We start from the raw sequence: 19,154 nt of genomic DNA on the forward strand, positions 1-19,154 counted from the left end.
CGCCCTCCCGGTCCCGGAGCGATCTTTTGTCAGTGGCAGGGCGCAAAATGGGGGGATGGATCTGCCGATCAGTCCGCCGCTGTCGCCGATGCTGGCCAAGGCGGTCAAGACCATGCCCGAGGGCGACCTGCTGTACGAACCCAAGTGGGACGGGTTCCGCTGCATCATCTTCCGCGACGGCGACGAGGTCGAACTCTCCAGCCGCGGCGAGAAACCGCTCACCCGCTACTTTCCCGAGCTGGTCGAGGCGGCGCGGCGCGAGCTGCCCGAGCGCTGCGTCGTCGACGGCGAGATCGTGCTGAGCAGGGGCACCCATCTCGACTTCGACGCCCTCCAGCAGCGCATCCACCCGGCCGCGTCGCGGGTCAAGCTGCTGTCGGAGGAGACGCCCGCGTCGTTCGTCGCGTTCGACCTGCTGGCGCTCGGCGACGAGTCGCTGCTGGAGGTGCCGCTCGGCGAGCGGCGGCGCCGACTGGTCGAGGCGCTCTCGGACGCGGGCGACCCGTTCCACATCACCCCGGCCTCCGACTCCCACGAGGTGGCGCTGCGCTGGTTCGACGAGTTCGAGGGCGCCGGGCTCGACGGCGTGATCGCCAAGCCGCGCGACCTGCCCTACCAGCCCGACAAGCGGGTGCTGTTCAAGGTCAAGCACGAGCGCACCGCCGACTGCGTGGTGGCCGGGTTCCGCTGGCACAAGTCGGGGCCGATCGTCGGTTCGCTGCTGCTCGGCCTCTACGACTCCGAGGGGCATCTCCAGCACGTCGGCGTCGTCGGGGCGTTCCCGATGAAGCGCCGCGCCGAGCTGGTCGACGAGCTCCAGCCCTACCGGATGGAGACCTTCGACGGGCATCCGTGGGAGGGGTGGGCGCAGCAGACCGAGGCGACCACCGACCGGCTGCCGGGCGCCGTCTCCCGCTGGACGGGCAAGAAGGACCTGTCATGGGTGGCGGTGCGTCCCGAGCTGGTCGTCGAGGTGGCCTACGAGGCGATGCAGGGCGACCGGTTCCGGCACATGGCCCGGTTCCGCCGCTGGCGGGCCGACCGCACGCCCGAGTCGTGCACCTACGAGCAGCTTGAGGTACCGGTCGCCTACGACCTCGACGACATCTTCAACGGGGAGGCCCAGAGCCCCCGCGCCGACCGCTGACCACGCGGTACGGGTGAGCACCTGACCCCGGCCCCGGCTCCGCCCCTCAACGGGCCGGGCCGGGGCCGGGCGCGTCGTCAGGGTGCGTCGTCAGGGGCGGGTGCCACGAAGGCGACCGGCTTTCCGGCCACGATGGCCGGTTCGGCCGAGAACGAGTGGTACGCTAGCGACTTACGAATTGCGCAGACAAGTATCCCACCTTCTGAATAGGAGGCTATAGGACGCATGCCAGCCCGTCAAGTCAAGTCCGTATCGGACAACACCGGCAGCGCAGGCGAGGACGATGTCCGCGACACCGCGCTGCGCGCCGAGCAGGAGTACGTCTCCCGCGTCTACGACCGGCTCGACACCGAGCGCGCCACCGCCGAGGCGACCCTGCGCTCCGGGCCCGGGGCCGGCGGGGGAAGCGGGTTCCAGGCGGCGGTCGAGCGCGAGGTGGCGACCGAGGAGGCGGCGAACAGGCTCGCCCGGCTCTCCGGCGTCGAGCGGGCGCTGTGCTTTGGCCGCGTCGACCACCGGGCCGAGGCGGGCGCCCCCGGCGACACGTTCTACATCGGCCGCGTCGGGCTGCGCGACGAGCACCGCGTCCCGCTCCTGATCGACTGGCGGGCCGAGGCGGCCCGCCCGTTCTACACCGCCACGCCGAGCTCCCCCGGCACCCTCGCGCGCCGCCGCCACCTGCACCTGCGCGGGCGGGAGGTGGTCCGGCTGGACGACGAGGTGTTCGACCTGGAGGGGCTGGCCGAGGCCGACCGCGGCACCATCGTCGGCGAGGCCGCGCTGCTGGCGACGCTGCGCCGCGGTCGGACCGGACGGATGGGCGACGTGGTCGCCACCATCCAGGAGGAGCAGGACCAGGTGATCCGGTCCGGGCTCCAGGGCGTCCTGGTGGTGCAGGGCGGTCCCGGCACCGGCAAGACCGTGGCCGCGCTGCACCGCGCCGCGTACCTGCTCTACACCCACCGTGACGCGCTCGAACGGCGCGGCGTCCTGGTGGTGGGGCCGAACGCGACGTTCCTGCGCTACATCGAGCAGGTGCTCCCCGGTCTCGGCGAGACCGACGTCGCCCTCGCCACCGTCGGCGAGCTGTACCCGGGGGTGCGCACGACCGCGGTCGAGACGCCGGAGACCGCCGTCGTCAAGGGCGATCTGCGGATGGCCAGCCTGGTCGAGGCCGCCGTCCGCGAGCACCAGCGCGTCCCGGACGGCGACCTGGAGGTCGAGTACGACGACCTGACGCTCCGCGTCACCCACGAGAAGTGCCTGGAGGCCCGCGACCACGCCCGCTCGGTGCGCGCCGGGCACAACGTCCAGCGCCGCGTCTACGTGCACGCGCTGCTCGACGTGCTCGCCCTGGACCGGGCCGAGCAGTACGACCGGCTGGCCGACGAGCCGCTGGAGCAGATGGCCCGGTCCGGCGGCCTCCCCGGCTGGCTCCAGGAGCTCATGGACGAGTCGGTGGACGAGCCGCTGCTCGACCAGGGGGACCTGCGCCTGGCCAAGGACGAGCTGTGGGAGAACCCCTTCATCCGCGGGGCGATCGACGCCCTGTGGCCCGAGCTGAGCCCGCAGTCGCTGCTGCGGGGGCTGTTCGCCGACGCCGAGGGCCTCCGCCGCCTGGGCGCCGCGTTCACCCCCGGCGAGCTGCGCCGCCTGCACCGTCCCGCCGACTCCCCGTGGACGACGTCCGACGTCCCCCTGCTCGACGAGGCCGCCGAGTGGGTCGGCCGGCACGATCCCGCCGAACGGGCCCGCCGCCGCAAGGCCGATGCGGAGCGGCGGGAACAGGAGCGGTACGCGAGGGAGGTGATCGAGTCGATCGGCCCGGGGGCCGCCGGAGGGGCCGGGGGTCCTGGCAGCGCGTCCCCCGAGGAGCAGATCGCCGAGCTGGACCTGGTCGACGCCGCCGCGCTCGCCGAGCGCTACCACGACGACGGCCCGCCGCTCACCACCGCCCAGCGCGCCTCCGCCGACCGGGAGTGGGCGTACGGGCACGTCATCGTGGACGAGGCGCAGGAGCTGTCGGAGATGGCCTGGCGCACGGTGATGCGGCGCGTCCCGACCCGGTCCCTCACCGTCGTCGGCGACATCGCGCAGACCGGCAGCCCGGCGGGGGCCCGGTCGTGGGGCCAGATGCTGGAGCGGTACGTCCAGGACCGGTGGCGCGAGCAGCGCCTCCTGGTCAACTACCGGACCCCGGCGGCGATCATGCGGGTGGCCGCCGACGTGCTGGCCGCGGTCGCCCCCGACCAGGTCCCGCCGGAGCCGGTCCGCGACGACGGGCCTCCCCCGGTGTCGCTGCGCATTCCGGCCGCCGACTACGGCGACCGGCTGCCCGCGCTCGTCCGGTCGGAGCTGGAGCTGATCGGCGAGGGCCGGCTCGCGGTGATCGCCTCCGGCGCCGCGCACGGGGCGGTGCTCGCCGCGCTGCCCGGGATGGCGGCCGGCAACGCCCCCGAGGCGCTGGACGCCCCCGCCGTCGTGCTCACCACCACCGAGTCCAAGGGGCTGGAGTTCGACTCGGTGATCGTGGTCGACCCGGTCGGGATCACCGGCGGCGCCCCGCACGGCGGTCGGGACCTCTACGTCGCGATCACCCGCGCCACCCGCCGCCTCACCGTCGTCCACGACGGCGGCCTGCCCGACATGCTCGCCGCCCTCCGCTGACCGCCGCCCTCCACTGACCGGCGGGGGCGGTGCGCCGCCCCCGCCTTCCCCCACGAGGTCAACCAAGCGTACGCTTGGTCATCGCATGACGGATTCCGGAAGGGACGCGATGACAGAGCTGCGCGAGTACTCCAACCTGATCGGCGGCGAGCTGCGCCCGGCCTCGGGCGGCGGGACGCTCGAGTCGGTCGATCCGGCCACCGGGGAGGTCTGGGCGACGATCCCGCGCAGCACCGCCGAGGACGCCGCCGCCGCCGTGGCCGCCGCGCGCGCCGCGTTCCCCAGGTGGTCGGGGATGCCCGCCGCGGGGCGCGCGCACTACCTGCGCAAGGTCGCCGCGGTGTTCGCCGAGAACGCGCGGGAGCTGGCCGAGCTGGAGACCCGCGACAACGGCCGGATCATCAGCGAGACGGCCAAGCGCGACCTGCCCGGCATGACCTATCTGTGGAACAGCGCCGCCGCCGAGTGCGCCGCCGCGGTCGAGGGCCGGAGCGTGGACTTCGGCCCGTCCAGCCTGGGCGTCACCCGGCGCGAGCCGTACGGGGTGACACTCGGGATCATCCCGTGGAACTCCCCCATCTCCACCTTCTCGGCCAAGGCCGCGTTCGCCCTGGCGGCCGGCAACACCGTGATCATCAAGCCCGCCGAGCAGGCCACCGCGTCCACCCTGCGGGTCGGCGAGCTGCTCCGCGAGGTGCTGCCGGCCGGGGTGCTCAACATCGTCTCGGGCCTGGGCGAGGAGGCCGGCGATCCGCTGGTGCGCAGCCGCGGGGTCGACAAGATCAGCCTGACCGGCTCGGTGCACACCGCCAAGATCATCACCCGTGCCTCGGCCGACTCGCTCAAGCCGCTGGCGCTGGAGCTCGGCGGCAAGTCGCCCAACATCGTGTTCGCCGACGCCGACTTGGACAAGGCCGCGCCCGGCGTCACCACCCAGGCGATCTTCACCGCGAACGCGGGGCAGATCTGCTACGGCGGCTCCCGGATCCTGATCCAGCGCCCCGTCTACGACGAGATGATCTTCCGGATGAAGGCGCTCGCCGAGCGCATCCGGCTCGGCGACCCGATGTCCATGGAGACCACCATGGGCCCGATCGTGTCCCGCGAGCAGTACGAGCGGGTCGTGTCCTACCTGGAGATCGGCGCGAAGGAGGGCGCCGAGCTGGTCTTCGGCGGCCGGTCCGGCGCCGCGGTGGTGGACGACGACCGGTACGCGGGCGGCTACTGGGTCGAGCCCACCCTGTTCGCCACCGGCGACAACTCGCTGCGGATCTGCCAGGAGGAGATCTTCGGCCCGGTCGCGGTGGTGATCCCGTTCGACACCGAGGAAGAGGCCCTCGCCCTCGCCAACGACTCGGTCTACGGCCTCGCCGCCGGCGTCTGGACGAACTCCCTCGGCACCGCCCAGCGCATGTTCCGCAACCTGGAGACCGGCACCGTCTGGGTCAACACCTTCCGCAAGGTGGTGTTCCCGCTGGAGGGCGTCAAGGACAGCGGCTACGGCCACGACTCCGTGATGGCCTACACCCGCGAGAAGTCCGGCCTCTTCGAGATCTGATCCATCCGGACGCGCCGCTGCCCGTGACCGGGGCCGGTCAGGGGCAGCGGCGTTCCATCAGGACCACGTCGCGCCAGCTGGAGCGGCCCTCGAAGTCGTGGCGGCCGAGGCGTTCGCGGACGCCCACCGTGCGGAAGCCGAACCCCTCGTGGAGCCGGATGCTGGCGGTGTTCTCGGGGAAGATGCCCGCCTGGAGCGTCCACAGGCCGCCCTGGTCGGCCGAGTCGACCAGGGCGCCGAGGAGGGCGCGGCCGACGCCGCGGCCCCGGGCGTCCGGGTGGACGTAGACCGACACCTCGGCGACGCCGGCGTAGACCGGACGGGCGGAGTACGGCGAGAGCGCCGCCCAGCCGAGCACCCGCTCGGCGTCGCGGGCGACGAAGCGGTGGCCGGGCAGCCTGCCCGCGGTGAACTTCTCCCAGGTCGGCGCCGCCGTCTCGAAGGTGGCCTTCCCCTCGTCGACACCGGCCTGATAGATGGCGAGCACCTCGGAGGCGTGCTCGGGGCGCAAGGGCGAGATCTCCACGCCCCGAGGTTAGGACCGCTCGGTTTCCGACACGTTACGCAGGATGCGGCGCAGCTCGGCCTGGACGGCGTCGCCCGCGGCGGCGGGGTCGCGGTCGCGGACCGCCTCGACCAGGGCGGCGTGCGCCTCACGGCCGTGGTCGTCCTCGGCGTCGCGGACGTCGACGATGCGGACCAGGTCGAGCAGGCCCTCGCGGAGCACCGGGGCGAATCCGGCGAACAGGTCGGCCAGCACCGGGTTGTGCGCGGCGGACACGACGGCGGCGTGCAGCGCGATGTCGGCGTCGATGAACGCCTCGGTCCCCCTGGCGGCGTCGCGGGCCGCGAGGGCCGCGTCGAGCGCGGCCAGGTCCGCGGCGGTGCGCCGCCGCGCGGCCAGCTCGGCGGCCCGGACCTCGATCATCATCCGGACCTCGTAGACGTCGGCCAGCGAGGCGCGGCGGAGCCGGGCCGCCCAGTCCTCGGCGGGCTCGGTGGCGATGACGAAGACGCCGGCCCCCTGCCGCGCCTGGAGCAGCCCGGCGCCGGCGAGGGCGCGGACGGCCTCGCGGACGGTGGAGCGGCCGACGCCGAGCTGCTTGGCGAGGGTGGTCTCGCCGGGGAGCCGGGTGCCGACCGGCCACGACCCGTCGGCGATCTGCTCGCGCAGGTGGTCGGCGGCCTGTTCGACCAGGGGGCTGGGACGGAGCGGGCCCAGTGCCATTCCGGTACCTCTCAGGTTGTCTGAGGAGCTGATGTGTGGTTAGGGTGGCCATTATGTCGCAGCGCGCGCTTCTTCTCGGCCGCCGCGGCGGGGCCTGATCCGACCGGCACCCCGCCGCGGGGTCCGGCGCTGCCGGTCGTCCACCGGCGACCTTGAGGAACGCACGTGAGCAGCACCCCGTCCCCGACGGCCTTCCCCACCCTGCGCACCCCCTCCGGCCCCGTGCCGGACGGCGCGCCCGCCTGGAACCCGCAGCGCGGCAGCGCCATGCCCTTCCACCGCTACCGGCCCGTGTTCGAGCGGGTGCGGGTGCCCGAGATCGACCGCACCTGGCCGTCCGCCCGCATCGAGACCGCCCCGCTGTGGGTGCCGGTCGACCTGCGCGACGGCAACCAGGCGCTGGCCGAACCGATGGACCCCGCCCGCAAGCGCCGGATGTTCGACCTGTTCACGGCCATGGGCTTCAAGGAGATCGAGGTCGGCTACCCCTCGGCCAGCCGGGCCGACTTCGACTTCGTCCGGCACCTGGCCGAGTCCGGCGCGGTGCCGGACGACGTCACCGTCGTGGTCTTCACCCCCGCTCGCCGCGACCTGATCGAGCGGACCTTCGCCTCGATCGGGGGCCTGCCCCGGGTGGTGGTGCACATGTACACCGCGACGGCCCCGGTCTGGCGCGAGGTCGTCCTCGGCCGCGACCGCGCGGACCTGCACGCGCTGATCAGGGACGCGGCCGGGCAGGTGGCCCGGCTGGCGGGCGGCCGGGCGGGCGTCCGGTTCGAGTTCTCGCCCGAGGTCTTCATGCTCACCGAGCCGGACTTCGCGCTGGAGGTGTGCGACGGGCTGACCGCGCTGTGGGACGCCTCCCCGGACCGCCCGGTGATCCACAACCTGCCGGTCACCGTCGAGGTCGCCACCCCCAACGTGTACGCCGACCAGATCGAGTACATGCACCGCCACCTCGCCCGGCGCGACTCGGTGATCCTCTCGGTGCACCCGCACAACGACCGCGGCACCGGTGTCGCCTGCGCCGAGCTGGCGGTGCTGGCCGGGGCGCAGCGGGTCGAGGGCTGCCTGTTCGGCAACGGCGAGCGCACCGGCAACGTCGACCTGGTCACGCTCGCCCTCAACCTGCACGCGCAGGGCGTGGACCCGCGGATCGACCTCTCCGACATCGACGAGATCCGCCGGACGGTCGAGCACTGCAACCGGCTGCCGGTGCACGAGCGCCACCCCTACGGCGGCGACCTCGTCTACACCGCGTTCTCCGGGACGCACCAGGACGCGATCAGCAAGGGCATGGCGCACCACGCCGAGCGGGCCGCCGCGCTCGGCGTCCCGGCCGGTCAGGCCCCGTGGAACGTCCCGTACCTGCCGATCGACCCCGGGGACGTGGGCCGCGACTACGAGGCGGTCATCCGGGTCAACAGCCAGTCCGGTAAGGGCGGGATCGCCTACTTGCTGCGCACCGGCCACGGCCTGGACCTGCCCCGCCGCCTCCAGATCGAGTTCTCCGAGGTGGTGCAGCGCGCCACCGACGACAGCGGCGAGGAGGTGAGCGGCAAGGAGCTGTGGGAGCTGTTCCGCGCCGAGTACCTGGACCGCGCGGACGACGGCCCGGTGACGCTGGCCGGGTGGCGGACGGGCCACACCGGGCCCGGCCGCCACGACTTCACCGGCGTCCTGCGGATCGACGGGCGGGAGGCCGAGCACACCGGTTCGGGCAACGGCCCGCTGGACGCGCTGACCGGCGCGCTCGCCGCCGCCGGGACGGCGGTGGACGTCCTCCAGTACGTCGAGCACGCGACCGCGGCCGGGCGGGACGCCCCCGCCGTCGCCTACGCCGAATGCCGCGTCGACGGCGTCACCCGCTGGGGCGCGGGCCGGGACACCTCGATCCTCACCGCGTCCGTCCGCGCCGTCCTGTCGGCCGTCAACCGCGCGAAGCGTCCCGCCTGACCGTTTCGGGGGACGCGCGGCGCAAGGGCCGCCGGTGACCAAAACCGGCCGGAGTTGCGGAGGCGGCCCCCTTTACCGCGCGGCGCCGGACGAGGAGCCTGTGCCCCCGTAGAGATCATTTCGATGTCACGGAGGTGCGGGTGCCCAGGCGATCCCTGAAACGGACCCGGCGGAGCACGACCCTCGCCGCGCTGGCCTGCGCGGCGCTGATCGGCGCCGCCGGCGTGGCCCCGGCCGCGTCGGCGGCGCCGCGGGTCGTGGTGAAGGACGGCGTGACGCAGCCGGCCTTCTCCTACAAGGACGCGATCCGCGAGCACGTCTACGTCGAGTCCCCGGTCGACAGCGACCACGACGGCAGGCGCGACCGGGTCAACGTGGACATCATCCGGCCCAAGGAGACCGAGCGCGGGCTCCGGGTCCCGGTGATCATGGACGAGAGCCCCTACTACGACAACCTCGGCCGCGGCAACGAGAGCGAGCGCAAGACCTACGACGCCGCCGGGAACCCGGTGAAGTTCCCGCTGTACTTCGACAACTACTTCGTGCCGCGCGGCTACGCCTTCCTCGCCGTCGACATGGTCGGCACCACCCGGTCGGACGGCTGCCCGGTCAGCGGCGGCCCGTCCGACGTCCTCGGCGGCAAGGCCGTGGTCGACTGGCTGAACGGCCGCGCCAAGGCGTACAGGCCGGACGGCTCGCCCGCCAAGGCGTCCTGGACCACCGGCCGCACCGGAATGATCGGAAAATCGTACGACGGGACCCTCGCCAACGGCGTCGCCGCCACCGGCGTCAAGGGCCTGGAGACCATCGTGCCGATCTCGGCGATCAGCGGCTGGTACGACTACAGCCGGATGAACGGCGTCAAGTACTGGACCGACGAGCAGCCGGGCCTCGCCGACACCGTCGACACCGACCCGCCCGCCAAGTGCGCCGCCGTCAACGCCGGGCTCGACCGGGGCGAGGACGACGCGACCGGCAACGACAACGCCTACTGGAAGACCACGAACTACCGCGACGGGACGATCGGGAACGTCGGGAACGTCCGCGCCAGCGTGTTCGCCTACCACGGCGTCAACGACCTCAACGTCAAGACCAGCAACTTCGGCAAATGGTGGGACGGCCTCGCCGAGCGCGGCGTGACCCGCAAGGTGTGGCTGTCGCAGCGCGGCCACGTCGACCCGTTCGACGCGCGCCGGGACGCGTGGATCGCCACCCTGCACAAGTGGTTCGACCACGAGCTGATGAAGGTGGACAACGACGTCCTGAAGGAGCCCCGCGCCGACATCGAGGTCGGCCCCGACCAGTGGATCACCCAGCGCGACTGGCCTGCCCCAGGTGCCCGCGCCCTCACCCTGAAGCCCGGCGCGGACGGCTCCCTCGGCCCGAAGGGCGCCGCCAAGGGCGCCGCCGCGTCCTACACCGACGCCCCCGGCGCCGAGAACTACGGCTACACCGAGGCGGAGATGGTCACCGACCCGACCACCGCCAAGCCGTACCGCCTGGCGTACGTGTCGGGCCCGCTCCCCCGCACCGCGCGGCTGTCCGGCACCCCCGACGCGCACCTGAAGATCAAGCTCGACCGGCCCACCGCCGACCTGACCGCCCTCCTGGTCGACTACGGCACCGACACCCGCGTGAACTACCTCGGCGCGGGCTCGGGCATCGAGACCCTCACCACCGAGAGCTGCCACGGTGAGAGCACCCCCGCCGACGACGCCTGCTACAAGCAGGCGCGGGTCACCACGATCACGTCCGACGTGAACGTGATCGCCCGCGGCTGGCTCGACGCCCAGAACCGCACCTCGCTCAGCAGGCCGTCCCCGCTCACTCCCGGCAAGTACTACGGGGTCGGCTGGCAGACGCTGCCCCAGGACTACGTCCTGAAGAAGGGGCACCGCCTGGCGCTCGTCCTCGCGGGTGCCGACGCCGACTACAACACCGAGACGCCCACCGGCGCCCGGGTGACGGTCGACCTCGCGGGCAGCTCGGTCCGCGTCCCGGTCGTCGACGCCGGAGAGGCCGCCGCCCTGGTGGCCCCGCGGGCCGAGAGCACCTGGCGCGGCCCGACCCAGGTCACCCTCCCCAGGCAGGAGAAGAAGTTCAACTGACCCGAGACGGCCCCGGGCACCGCGCCCGGGGCCGTCCCCTGCCAGAACTCGACCTGTTCGCCCGGCTCCAGGTGAAGGCGCTCGGACAGCCCCGCGTCCATGAACGCCGCCTCCAGCGTGTCGCGTCGGCGCTCAGGTTTCTCCGGCCTTCTGCGCCAGTGCCGCCTCGCGTTCGAGTGAGATATCCCGGAGAAGCGCAGTGTCCTGGTAGAACGAACGCTTCTTGGTGATCTTGCCGTTCGCCACGTCGACCAGCTCGAGAACGGTCATCCGCCACGGGGCGCCGTGGATATCAGTGCCACTGTTCGTGGCCACCACCACCACGCGCGTGGGACCGTCGGCAATGAGCTCGTCAACGCTGATGGCCGGGATGTCCAACCCGGTCAGCTCGTGCATCCGATGCCGCGCGGGCCCGATGGCGGCTCCCCTGTGAACGCCGCTGTCGGGGTGGCCCCAGTTGAGCTCGACTTCCTGCTCGTCGGTCAGCTCTTTGATCGTTGCGAAGTCCGGGCCGCCGGGTACCCGGAGAACGGCTTCGTAGAAGCGGCAGACCACTTCCTTGTTCAGCTCGGGCTGGGTCGGGCTTTCACTCGGCATAGAAGTTCCCTCTTTTCGAAGGTGCCCCGGAATCGGTGTGGATCCGGGGAACTCGGGGCTGGTTCGCCCGCCGCGCGCCGGTCGGCTTCGCGGCGTCCTGTCAGGCTGTCGGGCCGCCGAACCAGCGGGTCGCGGCGCGCCGGAACGCCTCGTGATCGGGGTCGTGGTCGTCGGTCCAGGCGACGACGCCGTCGGGCCGGATCAGCAGCGCGCCGAATCCGAGGTCGTTGCTCACCGGTCCGGCCGCGTAGCGGATCGGGCCCTTCCAGATCATCGCCGCGTCGTGCAGGCGCTGGTCGGTGGTGAAGTCGAGTGCGACGCCGTGTCCTTCGCGCAGCAGGTCGCCGAGGCGGGTGCCGTCGGCGAGACGGAAGTCCGGGGCGGTCCGGCCGACGAGTGGCTGGTCGCTGCCCAGGTCGTAGCGGTGGGACAGTCCCGAGGTGCTGCGGAACACGTGGGTGGTCCCCTCACGGGTGCTGAGCAGGTCGTGCACCAGCCGTCGCAGGGCCGGGGCGTTGGGGCCGGGATTCATGGTCGCGACCTGGGCGCGCGACCAGTCGAGGATCGCCGCGCCGATGGGGTGGCGTTCGGCGGTGTAGGTGTCGAGCAGGCCGTCCGGCGCGGTGCCGTGGATGGTGGCGGCGAGCTTCCAGCCGAGGTTCATGGAGTCGCCGATGCCGAGGTTGAGGCCCTGGCCGCCGAGCGGGGAGTGGATGTGGGCGGCGTCGCCGGCGAGCAGGATGCGGCCGTTCCGGTAGGCCGTGACCTGCATCGCGCGGTCGGTGAAGCTGGAGGCGAGATGGACCCCGGTGAGTGCCGTGTCGGTGCCGGAGACCCGGCGCAGGACCGTCTGGAGGTGCTCGCGCGTCAGCGGCTGCGAGCGGTCGAAGGCGCCGCCGTCGAAGTCCATCATGCCCAGGTGCCCTTCGAAGGGCGTCCGCAGGTACATGCCGGCCGGCGTCAGGTGGAAGCCCATGGCCAGCTTCCGCGGATCGGCGAAGGCGACGCTGGCGGTGTAGCCGGTGAACAGCGGTTCGGTGCCGACAAAGTCAAAGCCCGCCAGTTCGCGCACCGTGCTGCGTCCGCCGTCGCATCCCACCAGCCAGCGCGCCTGGTGATCGCGCCCGCCGGCTCGTGTGACGACGGTGTCGCCGTCCTGGGTCACGGCCTCGACGGCAGCGCCCCGCAGGATCTGCACACCGAGCCCGGCCGCCCACTCGGTCAGTACCGTCCCGACCGCCTCAAGGCTGGTCATGATGCCCTCCATCGCCGGGCCGGGAAGCCGGAACGGAAGGGCGGTGGCATCGATGTCGGCCGGGTCGAGCCGCATGCCCGCGAAGTGGCTCACGTCACGAGGAGCCGGCGGCTCGTGCGCGTCGGGGTCCGCGCCGATCAGCTCCCCGTCGGCGCTTGAGGCAGTCAGCAGCTCTTCCAGCATCCCGCGGCGGTAGAACGTCTCGACCGATCCGGCGTTCAGGCCCCGCATCCCCAGCGGGAGCGCCTTCCACGGCGAGGTCCGCTCCCGGTCCCGCTCCAGCACCAGGACCGAGCAGTCCGCCAGCGCGAGCTCACCGGCAAGGAACAGGCCCACCGGACCGGCACCCACGATCACCACGTCGTACACGTTGAGCCTCCTTCGATCAGGATCGCCCGGCGAGATCCCGGGCACTTATGGAGCACCGCCCCAAGATGGAACGCTACTCCATAGTGGCCCAGTGCTCCAGACGTGTCAGACTGTCGGGCATGGCCATACGGACACGTCAATCACAGCGACGCAGGCAGGTGCTCACCCTGGAGCGCATCGTCGAGACCGCTGTCGAGCTGCTGGACGCGGAAGGCGAGGGCGCCCTGACGGTCCGGGCGCTGACCGGCCGCCTGGCCACCGGATCCGGCGCGATCTACTGGCACATCGGCACCATGGACGAGCTGCTGGAGGCCGCGACCGACACCGTCATCGCCACCGCCCTGCACACGCGACCCACCCAGCCCGCGGAGACCACCGACGCCGGCGGGGCCGCAGGCACGCCCCAGGACGAGATCCGCGCCGTCGCACTCGGCCTGTTCGACGCGGTCACCGAACACCCATGGCTCGCCGCCCAGCTCGCGGTGCAGCTCACCCGCAACCCCTGGGGACCGGTGACATTGCGGATCTTCGAGAGCATCGGCCGGCCCGTCCGCACGCTGGGCGTACCACAAGGCGACTGGTTCACCACGACCTCGACGCTGGTCCACTACATCCTCGGCGCCACCACCCAGACCTCCCAGAACACCGGCGACGACAGGGCCCCCGGCTCCGAGGCGGACCGTGCCGAGTTCCTCGACACCGCGTCCAGGGCATGGCAGGATCTCGACCCCGACGATTACCCGTTCATCCGGGCCGTCGCAGACCAGATGCGCGAGCACGACGACCGCGAACAATTCCTCACCGGAATCGCCCTCGTCCTTACCGGCATCACCACCCTCCATCCACCGCATCAAGGCTCCCTTCCCCCGGGTGACGTTCCTCAGAGGTCCAGCCGGCCGCCGCGAAGGCGTCCATGACCGCCTCATGGAGCGGGAGTGAGCAGACGCGGACGAGGTCGCGGTCGGCGTTCTCGCCGGAGTCTTCGTCGTCGAGCAGGGTCCGCGGTTCCACCACCGGCCCCAGCGCCTGCCCCCGACAACTCGGTGATCGGGGCAGCCGCATCGAGAAGAGGACCTGATGCTCCTGGTCGTTCCCGGCCCGTACCATCGCCACGTGCGAACTCTGGTGCTCTGGGACATCGACCACACGCTGATCAAGGTCACCGGGTTCAGCCGCGTGATGTACGCGGAGGCGTTCCTTCAGGTCACCGGCCGCCCCCTCGAACAGCTCGCGCCCATGGCCGGACGCACCGAACGCGCCATCTCCAGCGAGACCCTGCTCCTGCACGGCATCACGCCCACCGACCCCCTCGTCGAGTCCCTCACCACCGCCCTGGCGAGCGCGTTCACCGCCCGCCGGCACGAGATCGACGCCCACGGCCACGCACTCCCGGGGGCACATGCGGCGCTGGACGCCCTCGCCGTCCGGGACGAGGCCGTCCAGTCGGTGCTCACCGGGAACGTGCGCACCGTCGCGGTCCACAAGCTGGCCGCGTTCGGGCTGGACCACCTCGTCGACTTCGAGGTCGGCGCCTACGGCACCGACCACATCGACCGTCCGCCCCTCGTCCGCCTGGCCCAGCGGCGCGCCCACCGCAAATACGCCCACCCCTTCGACGCCGCGACCACCGTCCTGGTCGGCGACACCCCGCACGACGTCGCGGCGGGCCGCCAGGGCGGCGCCCGCGTGATCGCGGTCGCCACCGGCTTCAGCGACGAGGACACCCTCCGCGCCGCCGGAGCCGACCTCGTCCTGCCCGACCTGTCCGACACCGCCACGCTCGTCAAAGCGATCCTCCGGACAGATTGATCTCGGGATGCCGCAGCCTCCCTCTCATCGGTGACCCGGCGCTCATACCGACGCCTGCGGAGCGGGGCGGCGCTTGGCCGATGCTCTGGTGAAGCCCCAGAATCTCTCCATGGACGTGCCTGATCTGCTGCGCTGTGCTGCTGACCTCGTTCCGGTGAGCGCACGGAGCGAGGCCGGCCTCAGCGCCGATGACGTGCGGGAGTACCTCCGTCACGGCGAATGGGAAGTCGCGATGGTCATCCTCGAAGACTTCGGCGGCATTCGGTGGCAGACGATCCAGTACTGGGACCTGCTGGTCGCCGCGGCGCAGCAGATGTGGCTTGGCAGCGACGCGGCCTGGTTCCAATGGCGACGATCCGAAACCCTGCATGGCCTGATCAGAGCCGACCTTCAACTGGTCGCCCCGGACGCGGGAGGCCGCCACCTCCCGGTCCCCGGCGACGGACGACTTCGGCCGATGTGGTCCATCGGCCGGACGACCACCGAGGGACACGCCGATCTGCACATCGCCTTCATCTGGGTCGAGTCCGCGCCCGAGATCCCACCAGGAGGACATGGCCCGGTCAGGCTGCTCCCACTGACCCCGCTCGGCTGGCGGCACCTCGAACCGGGTGACGTCATCACCATGCATGAGCAGCGATCCGTGGCGGCAACGGCGACGATCACACAGGTCCAGCGCCCGCGCGACGCCGCGGGATAGCGCCCAGAGGGAGGAGCGCGCCCGCAGGACACGGGACCTCCGCCGGGCGGCCGGCCCTACCAGGTGTCGTGAGGAACAGGTTGATGCAGAGAAGCGGATTCAGGCGACCAAACGGGCCCAGGTCCATTTCCCGCCGCCGGGATCGCGAGTGATGCCGCATTTGCTGGAGAGGGCCTGGACAATGGGGAGCCCCCAGCCGCCATTGTCATCGAACGCCTCTTCGGAGAGATCCAGATCTTCGAGCGTGAGTTCGGTGATCGGCTTGGGCTGGGGAAGGTCGGGACTGGAGTCCCAGACGGCGATGACGATCCCTGGAGAGTCGCGGACGACCTGGAAGCGGATCTCCTCGTACGGGGTCTGCCGTGTCGCGTTGGTGACGAGCTCCGAGACGACGAGAAGTGCATCGTCGAGAATGTGAAGACAGTCCCATTTGCACAGTCGCGCGTCCGTGATGCTGCGCGCGAGCCCAACGGCCGCCGGCGTCCCCAGCAGGCGAAAGATCAGATTCCCCGTCGCCGTCACCATCATCGTCCCGCCCTCACCTTGGTCTCCCGATTCCTGTGACAAGGATCACGGGCCTCCCCTAATGTCACATGTATCAACGGAGACTCAAAACATGGAGGACCAATGGTGATTGTCCGCGATCCACTCGACCCCAAGATCTCAATGTGGCATTTTCTCGCGTACTACCTGCGGTTCACCCGAGAGAAGGAGGGACTGTCACTGGCCCAATGGGGGAAGATCATCGGAATGGCGCGATCAAGTGTTTCAAACATCGAAGCGGCGCGCGCCAAGCTCCAGGTGGACTACGCCAGGCGACTCGACGTCAAGTTCGAGACCGGTGGGCTTTTCGAGATGCTCCTCTGGTATGCACGTATGTCGCACGACCCGAACTGGTTTCGGCAGTACAGCCAATATGAGAAGAAGGCAGCGGAGGTCAAGATCTACCACGGGCAGGCTGTCCCGCTGCTCTTGCAGACCGACGACTACACCAGGGCGTACGGCAGAATCAGCACGGCCAAGGACCGTGAGGCGGTCCTGGCGGGACGGATCGCTCGAAAGATGGCCATCCTGCAACGCGACGACCCTCCATACCTCTGGGCACTGCTGGACGAGGCCGTTCTAGCGCGCCGAGTGGGAGGTTCAGAGGTCATGAAGGCCCAGCTTCAGCACCTCTTGGAGCTGTCCGAACGCTGGTACGTCATCCTGCGGATCATTCCGTTCTCGACCGGAGAGCACCCGGGAACTGAGGGGTTCTTCCAGCTCCTCGGCCTGGACGATCAGGACATCGCCTATGCGGGCGCCCAGGGAGGTGGCCGCTTGATCGAAATGGCGGACGAGATCAAGAAGTTTGCTGCTAAATTCGAACGGATAGGCGCAAAAGCCGAATCTCAGGATGCTTCGCGCGGGATGATCAAGAAGTACTTGGAGACGTACCCATGACCATCATGTGGCGCAAGAGCTCGTACAGCGGCACGGCCGACGATGACGTGTGCGTGGAGCTGGGGCGCCTTGCAGCAGGAGCCGGTGTCGGCGTGCGGGACTCGAAGGACCCGGCGGGGGGGCACCTCAGCCTCACCTCCACCGAATTCGCCGCCCTCGTCACCGACCTCAAACAGCACCCAGAGGTCTACGCATGAGCGTGCAGTGGCGCAAGAGCACCCACAGCGGCGGCGTCGACGACCAGCACTGCGTCGAACTCGGCCGCCTCTCACCGGGAATCGGCCTGAGGGACTCGAAGGACCCCACGGGCGGGCATCTCACCCTCACCCCCACCCAGTTCGCCACCCTCGTCACCGACCTCAAGCAGCGCTGGAAGACACACCCATGACCAGCATGTGGCGCAAGAGCTCGTATAGCGGCACGGCCAACGATGACGTGTGCGTGGAGCTGGGGCGCCTTGCAGCAGGAGCCCATGTCGGCGTGCGGGACTCGAAAAACCCGGAGGGTGGACACCTCAGCCTCACCCCTACCGAATTCGCCACCCTCATAACCAAGCTCAAGCAACACCCGGAGCCGTACACATGAGCGTGCAGTGGCGCAAGAGCACCCACAGCAGCGGCGTCGACGACCAGCACTGCGTCGAACTCGGCCGCCTCTCACTGGGAATCGGCCTGAGGGACTCGAAGGACCCCACGGGCGGGCATCTCACCCTCACCCCCACCCAGTTCGCCACCCTCGTCACCGACCTCAAGCAGCATCCGGAACAGCCTCACGGAACACCCTGACCTGGACGTCTATCCGGGTCAGGGTGTTCCTTGAGGGAGGGCCATCCGGAACGATCCATGCCGAAATCGTTCCCGGTGTCAACGGCTGTTCTTGAGCTCCAACCCGGTGGTGGCCGTAGCTAGGTCGGCGGGTTGTTCGTGCGGTGCGGCGGCTTCGGCGGCCTTGGACTTCACCAGCCACAGGCCGGTGAACACGGCGCCGGCCAAGGTGACGGCGCCGGCCGCGACGAAGGCGCTGTTGAGGCCGGCCTCGAAGGACGCGCCGCCGGATTCCCGGGTCCGGACGATGGCTCCGAGCACCGCCACACCGAGCACCGCACCGATCTGCCGGGTGGTGCTGCTGACGCCTGAGGCGAGGCCTCCCTCCTGCGGGCTGACCGCCTGGATGGTGGCGCCGGTCAGCGGCGACATCGTCAAGGCGAAGCCGACGCCGACGATCGCCAGCCGCCACCACACGTTCCCGTAGCCGGTGTCGGCATGCACCTGGCCCAGCGCCACCAGCCCCGCCCCGGCCAGGACCAGGCCGACGGTGACCACGATCCGGAAGCCGTACCTGGCGGCGAGCCGGCTCGCGAACGGGCTGACGACCACCATGGCGAGGGTGGTGGGCAGGGTCTGTAGGCCGGCGCGCAGAATCGAACTGCCCTGGACGTTCACGAAGAATTGGGAGAAGAAGAAGGACGAACCCATGAGCGCGAAACCCACCACGACCATCGCCGTGTTGGACACCGTGAACAACTGCTGCCGGAACAGCCGCAGCGGCAGCATCGGCGTCGCCCCACGTCCTTCGACGACGACGAAGAGGGCGAGGATCACCACCGCGGCGGCGAAGGCGCCCAGGATCAGCGGCGAGGTCCAGCCACGGGAACCGCCCTCGATCAGCCCGTAGGTCAGCGCCCCCACACCCAGGGCGGACAGGACCGTCCCCGGAATGTCGATCGCCGGTGCGCTGGGGTTGCGGGACTCGCCCAGGACGCGCAGACCGGCCAGCAGCAGGACCGCGCCGATGGGCACGTTGACCAGGAAGATGGCGGGCCAGCCGAAGGCGTCCACCAGGACGCCGCCGGCCACCGGTCCGGCGGCCAGGCCGATTCCGCTGAGTCCGGCCCACAGCCCGATCGCCTTGACCCGTTCCTGCGGAACGGGATACGCGGCGGCGAGCAGGGCCAGCGAGGCGGGGCTCAGCGCCGCGGCCCCGATGCCCTGGACCAACCGTCCGGTGATCAGCCAGCCGATCGAGGGTGCGACGGCGCACAGTACGGACGCGAGGGTGAACACCGCGACGCCGGCCAGGAACACCCGCTTGCGGCCGAAGCGGTCGGCGAAGACGCCGCCGGACAGCAGCAGCATGGCGACCAGCAGCACGTAGGCGTCGACGATCCATTGCAGACCGCTCAACTGGGTGTCCAGCCGCTGCTGCATGTCGGGCAGAGCCGCGCCGACGATCGTGTTGTCGAGCAGCACCATGAACTGCCCCAGGCAGGCCACGGTGAGCAACGCTGCCCGGTTCGACCGGATGCCCGCGGCCACAG

Annotated in this window: 19 protein-coding genes; 13 read left to right on the top strand and 6 right to left on the bottom strand. The window is 71.0% G+C overall.

All coding sequences use genetic code 11. The features are described from left to right. Positions 1-55 precede the first annotated feature (55 nt). From OHA34_RS10685 to OHA34_RS10695, 3 genes are all read left to right on the top strand, one after another. Positions 56-1,147 (top strand): ATP-dependent DNA ligase, encoded by a 1,092-nt coding sequence (locus OHA34_RS10685; RefSeq protein ID WP_329521508.1) that lies wholly within the window; start codon positions 56-58, stop codon positions 1,145-1,147. 225 nt (positions 1,148-1,372) lie between these two features. Beyond that, on the top strand, positions 1,373-3,814 hold the full coding sequence (locus tag OHA34_RS10690; protein WP_329521509.1) for a HelD family protein: 2,442 nt from the start codon (positions 1,373-1,375) through the stop codon (positions 3,812-3,814). Between the two features lie 85 nt (positions 3,815-3,899). Further along, positions 3,900-5,372, top strand: a complete 1,473-nt coding sequence (locus tag OHA34_RS10695; protein WP_329521510.1) for an aldehyde dehydrogenase family protein — start codon at positions 3,900-3,902, stop codon at positions 5,370-5,372. A 37-nt stretch (positions 5,373-5,409) separates the two neighbouring features. Here OHA34_RS10695 and OHA34_RS10700 read toward each other — a convergent pair whose 3' ends face one another. Next, on the bottom strand, positions 5,410-5,898 hold the full coding sequence (locus tag OHA34_RS10700) for a GNAT family N-acetyltransferase (RefSeq protein WP_285940957.1): 489 nt from the start codon (positions 5,896-5,898) through the stop codon (positions 5,410-5,412). Positions 5,899-5,907: 9 nt separating this feature from the next. Then, positions 5,908-6,600, bottom strand: a complete 693-nt coding sequence (locus tag OHA34_RS10705; protein ID WP_329521511.1) for a FadR/GntR family transcriptional regulator — start codon at positions 6,598-6,600, stop codon at positions 5,908-5,910. A gap of 267 nt (positions 6,601-6,867) precedes the next feature. Between OHA34_RS10705 and leuA the strand changes: the two genes are divergently transcribed. Next, positions 6,868-8,556, top strand: coding sequence for a 2-isopropylmalate synthase (leuA, locus tag OHA34_RS10710; RefSeq protein ID WP_329522391.1), 1,689 nt, complete (start codon positions 6,868-6,870; stop codon positions 8,554-8,556). 140 nt (positions 8,557-8,696) lie between these two features. Next, a complete protein-coding gene (locus tag OHA34_RS10715) occupies positions 8,697-10,664 on the top strand; it encodes a Xaa-Pro dipeptidyl-peptidase (RefSeq protein WP_329521512.1) in 1,968 nt (655 codons plus the stop codon). Positions 10,665-10,796: 132 nt separating this feature from the next. On the opposite strand, the gene OHA34_RS10720 is transcribed toward OHA34_RS10715, so the two are convergent. After that, the gene (locus tag OHA34_RS10720; RefSeq protein WP_329521513.1) at positions 10,797-11,261 is read right to left on the bottom strand and encodes a nuclear transport factor 2 family protein; all 465 of its coding nucleotides are present in this window, start codon (positions 11,259-11,261) and stop codon (positions 10,797-10,799) included. Between the two features lie 100 nt (positions 11,262-11,361). After that, entirely contained in the window at positions 11,362-12,885 is a 1,524-nt protein-coding gene (locus OHA34_RS10725) for an FAD-dependent monooxygenase (protein WP_329521514.1), read from the bottom strand. Positions 12,886-13,004: 119 nt separating this feature from the next. Here OHA34_RS10725 and OHA34_RS10730 point away from each other — a divergent pair, with 119 nt between their 5' ends. From OHA34_RS10730 to OHA34_RS10740, 3 genes are all read left to right on the top strand, one after another. Next, positions 13,005-13,802: a TetR/AcrR family transcriptional regulator gene (locus OHA34_RS10730; protein ID WP_285940962.1), complete on the top strand. Its 798-nt coding sequence runs from the start codon at positions 13,005-13,007 to the stop codon at positions 13,800-13,802. A gap of 196 nt (positions 13,803-13,998) precedes the next feature. Beyond that, complete coding sequence (locus OHA34_RS10735; protein WP_285940963.1) at positions 13,999-14,694, top strand: HAD hydrolase-like protein; 696 nt, start codon at positions 13,999-14,001, stop codon at positions 14,692-14,694. Between the two features lie 109 nt (positions 14,695-14,803). Beyond that, positions 14,804-15,394 carry a hypothetical protein gene (locus OHA34_RS10740; protein WP_329521515.1) on the top strand — a complete coding sequence of 197 codons (591 nt, stop codon included), beginning with the start codon at positions 14,804-14,806 and terminating at the stop codon, positions 15,392-15,394. Positions 15,395-15,493: 99 nt separating this feature from the next. Here OHA34_RS10740 and OHA34_RS10745 read toward each other — a convergent pair whose 3' ends face one another. Then, on the bottom strand, positions 15,494-15,922 hold the full coding sequence (locus OHA34_RS10745; protein ID WP_329521516.1) for an ATP-binding protein: 429 nt from the start codon (positions 15,920-15,922) through the stop codon (positions 15,494-15,496). 99 nt (positions 15,923-16,021) lie between these two features. Here OHA34_RS10745 and OHA34_RS10750 point away from each other — a divergent pair, with 99 nt between their 5' ends. From OHA34_RS10750 to OHA34_RS10770, 5 genes are read left to right on the top strand one after another with little or no spacing between them, the layout of a single operon-like run. Then, entirely contained in the window at positions 16,022-16,837 is an 816-nt protein-coding gene (locus tag OHA34_RS10750; protein WP_329521517.1) for a helix-turn-helix domain-containing protein, read from the top strand. Beyond that, a complete protein-coding gene (locus tag OHA34_RS10755) occupies positions 16,834-17,034 on the top strand; it encodes a DUF397 domain-containing protein (RefSeq protein ID WP_329521518.1) in 201 nt (66 codons plus the stop codon). Before OHA34_RS10750 ends, OHA34_RS10755 begins: the two co-directional genes overlap by 4 nt. Continuing rightward, positions 17,031-17,225, top strand: a complete 195-nt coding sequence (locus OHA34_RS10760) for a DUF397 domain-containing protein (protein ID WP_329521519.1) — start codon at positions 17,031-17,033, stop codon at positions 17,223-17,225. Before OHA34_RS10755 ends, OHA34_RS10760 begins: the two co-directional genes overlap by 4 nt. Before the next feature lie 5 nt (positions 17,226-17,230). Further along, a complete protein-coding gene (locus OHA34_RS10765) occupies positions 17,231-17,422 on the top strand; it encodes a DUF397 domain-containing protein (protein WP_329522392.1) in 192 nt (63 codons plus the stop codon). Beyond that, positions 17,419-17,622, top strand: a complete 204-nt coding sequence (locus OHA34_RS10770) for a DUF397 domain-containing protein (RefSeq protein WP_329521520.1) — start codon at positions 17,419-17,421, stop codon at positions 17,620-17,622. The genes OHA34_RS10765 and OHA34_RS10770 overlap by 4 nt, the downstream gene beginning before the upstream one ends. A gap of 78 nt (positions 17,623-17,700) precedes the next feature. On the opposite strand, the gene OHA34_RS10775 is transcribed toward OHA34_RS10770, so the two are convergent. After that, positions 17,701-19,110 carry a DHA2 family efflux MFS transporter permease subunit gene (locus OHA34_RS10775; protein WP_329521521.1) on the bottom strand — a complete coding sequence of 470 codons (1,410 nt, stop codon included), beginning with the start codon at positions 19,108-19,110 and terminating at the stop codon, positions 17,701-17,703. Positions 19,111-19,154: the final 44 nt, after the last annotated feature.

It is taken from the genome of Spirillospora sp. NBC_01491 (genome assembly GCF_036227065.1).
Taxonomy (GTDB): Bacteria; Actinomycetota; Actinomycetes; order Streptosporangiales; family Streptosporangiaceae; genus Spirillospora; species Spirillospora xylanilytica.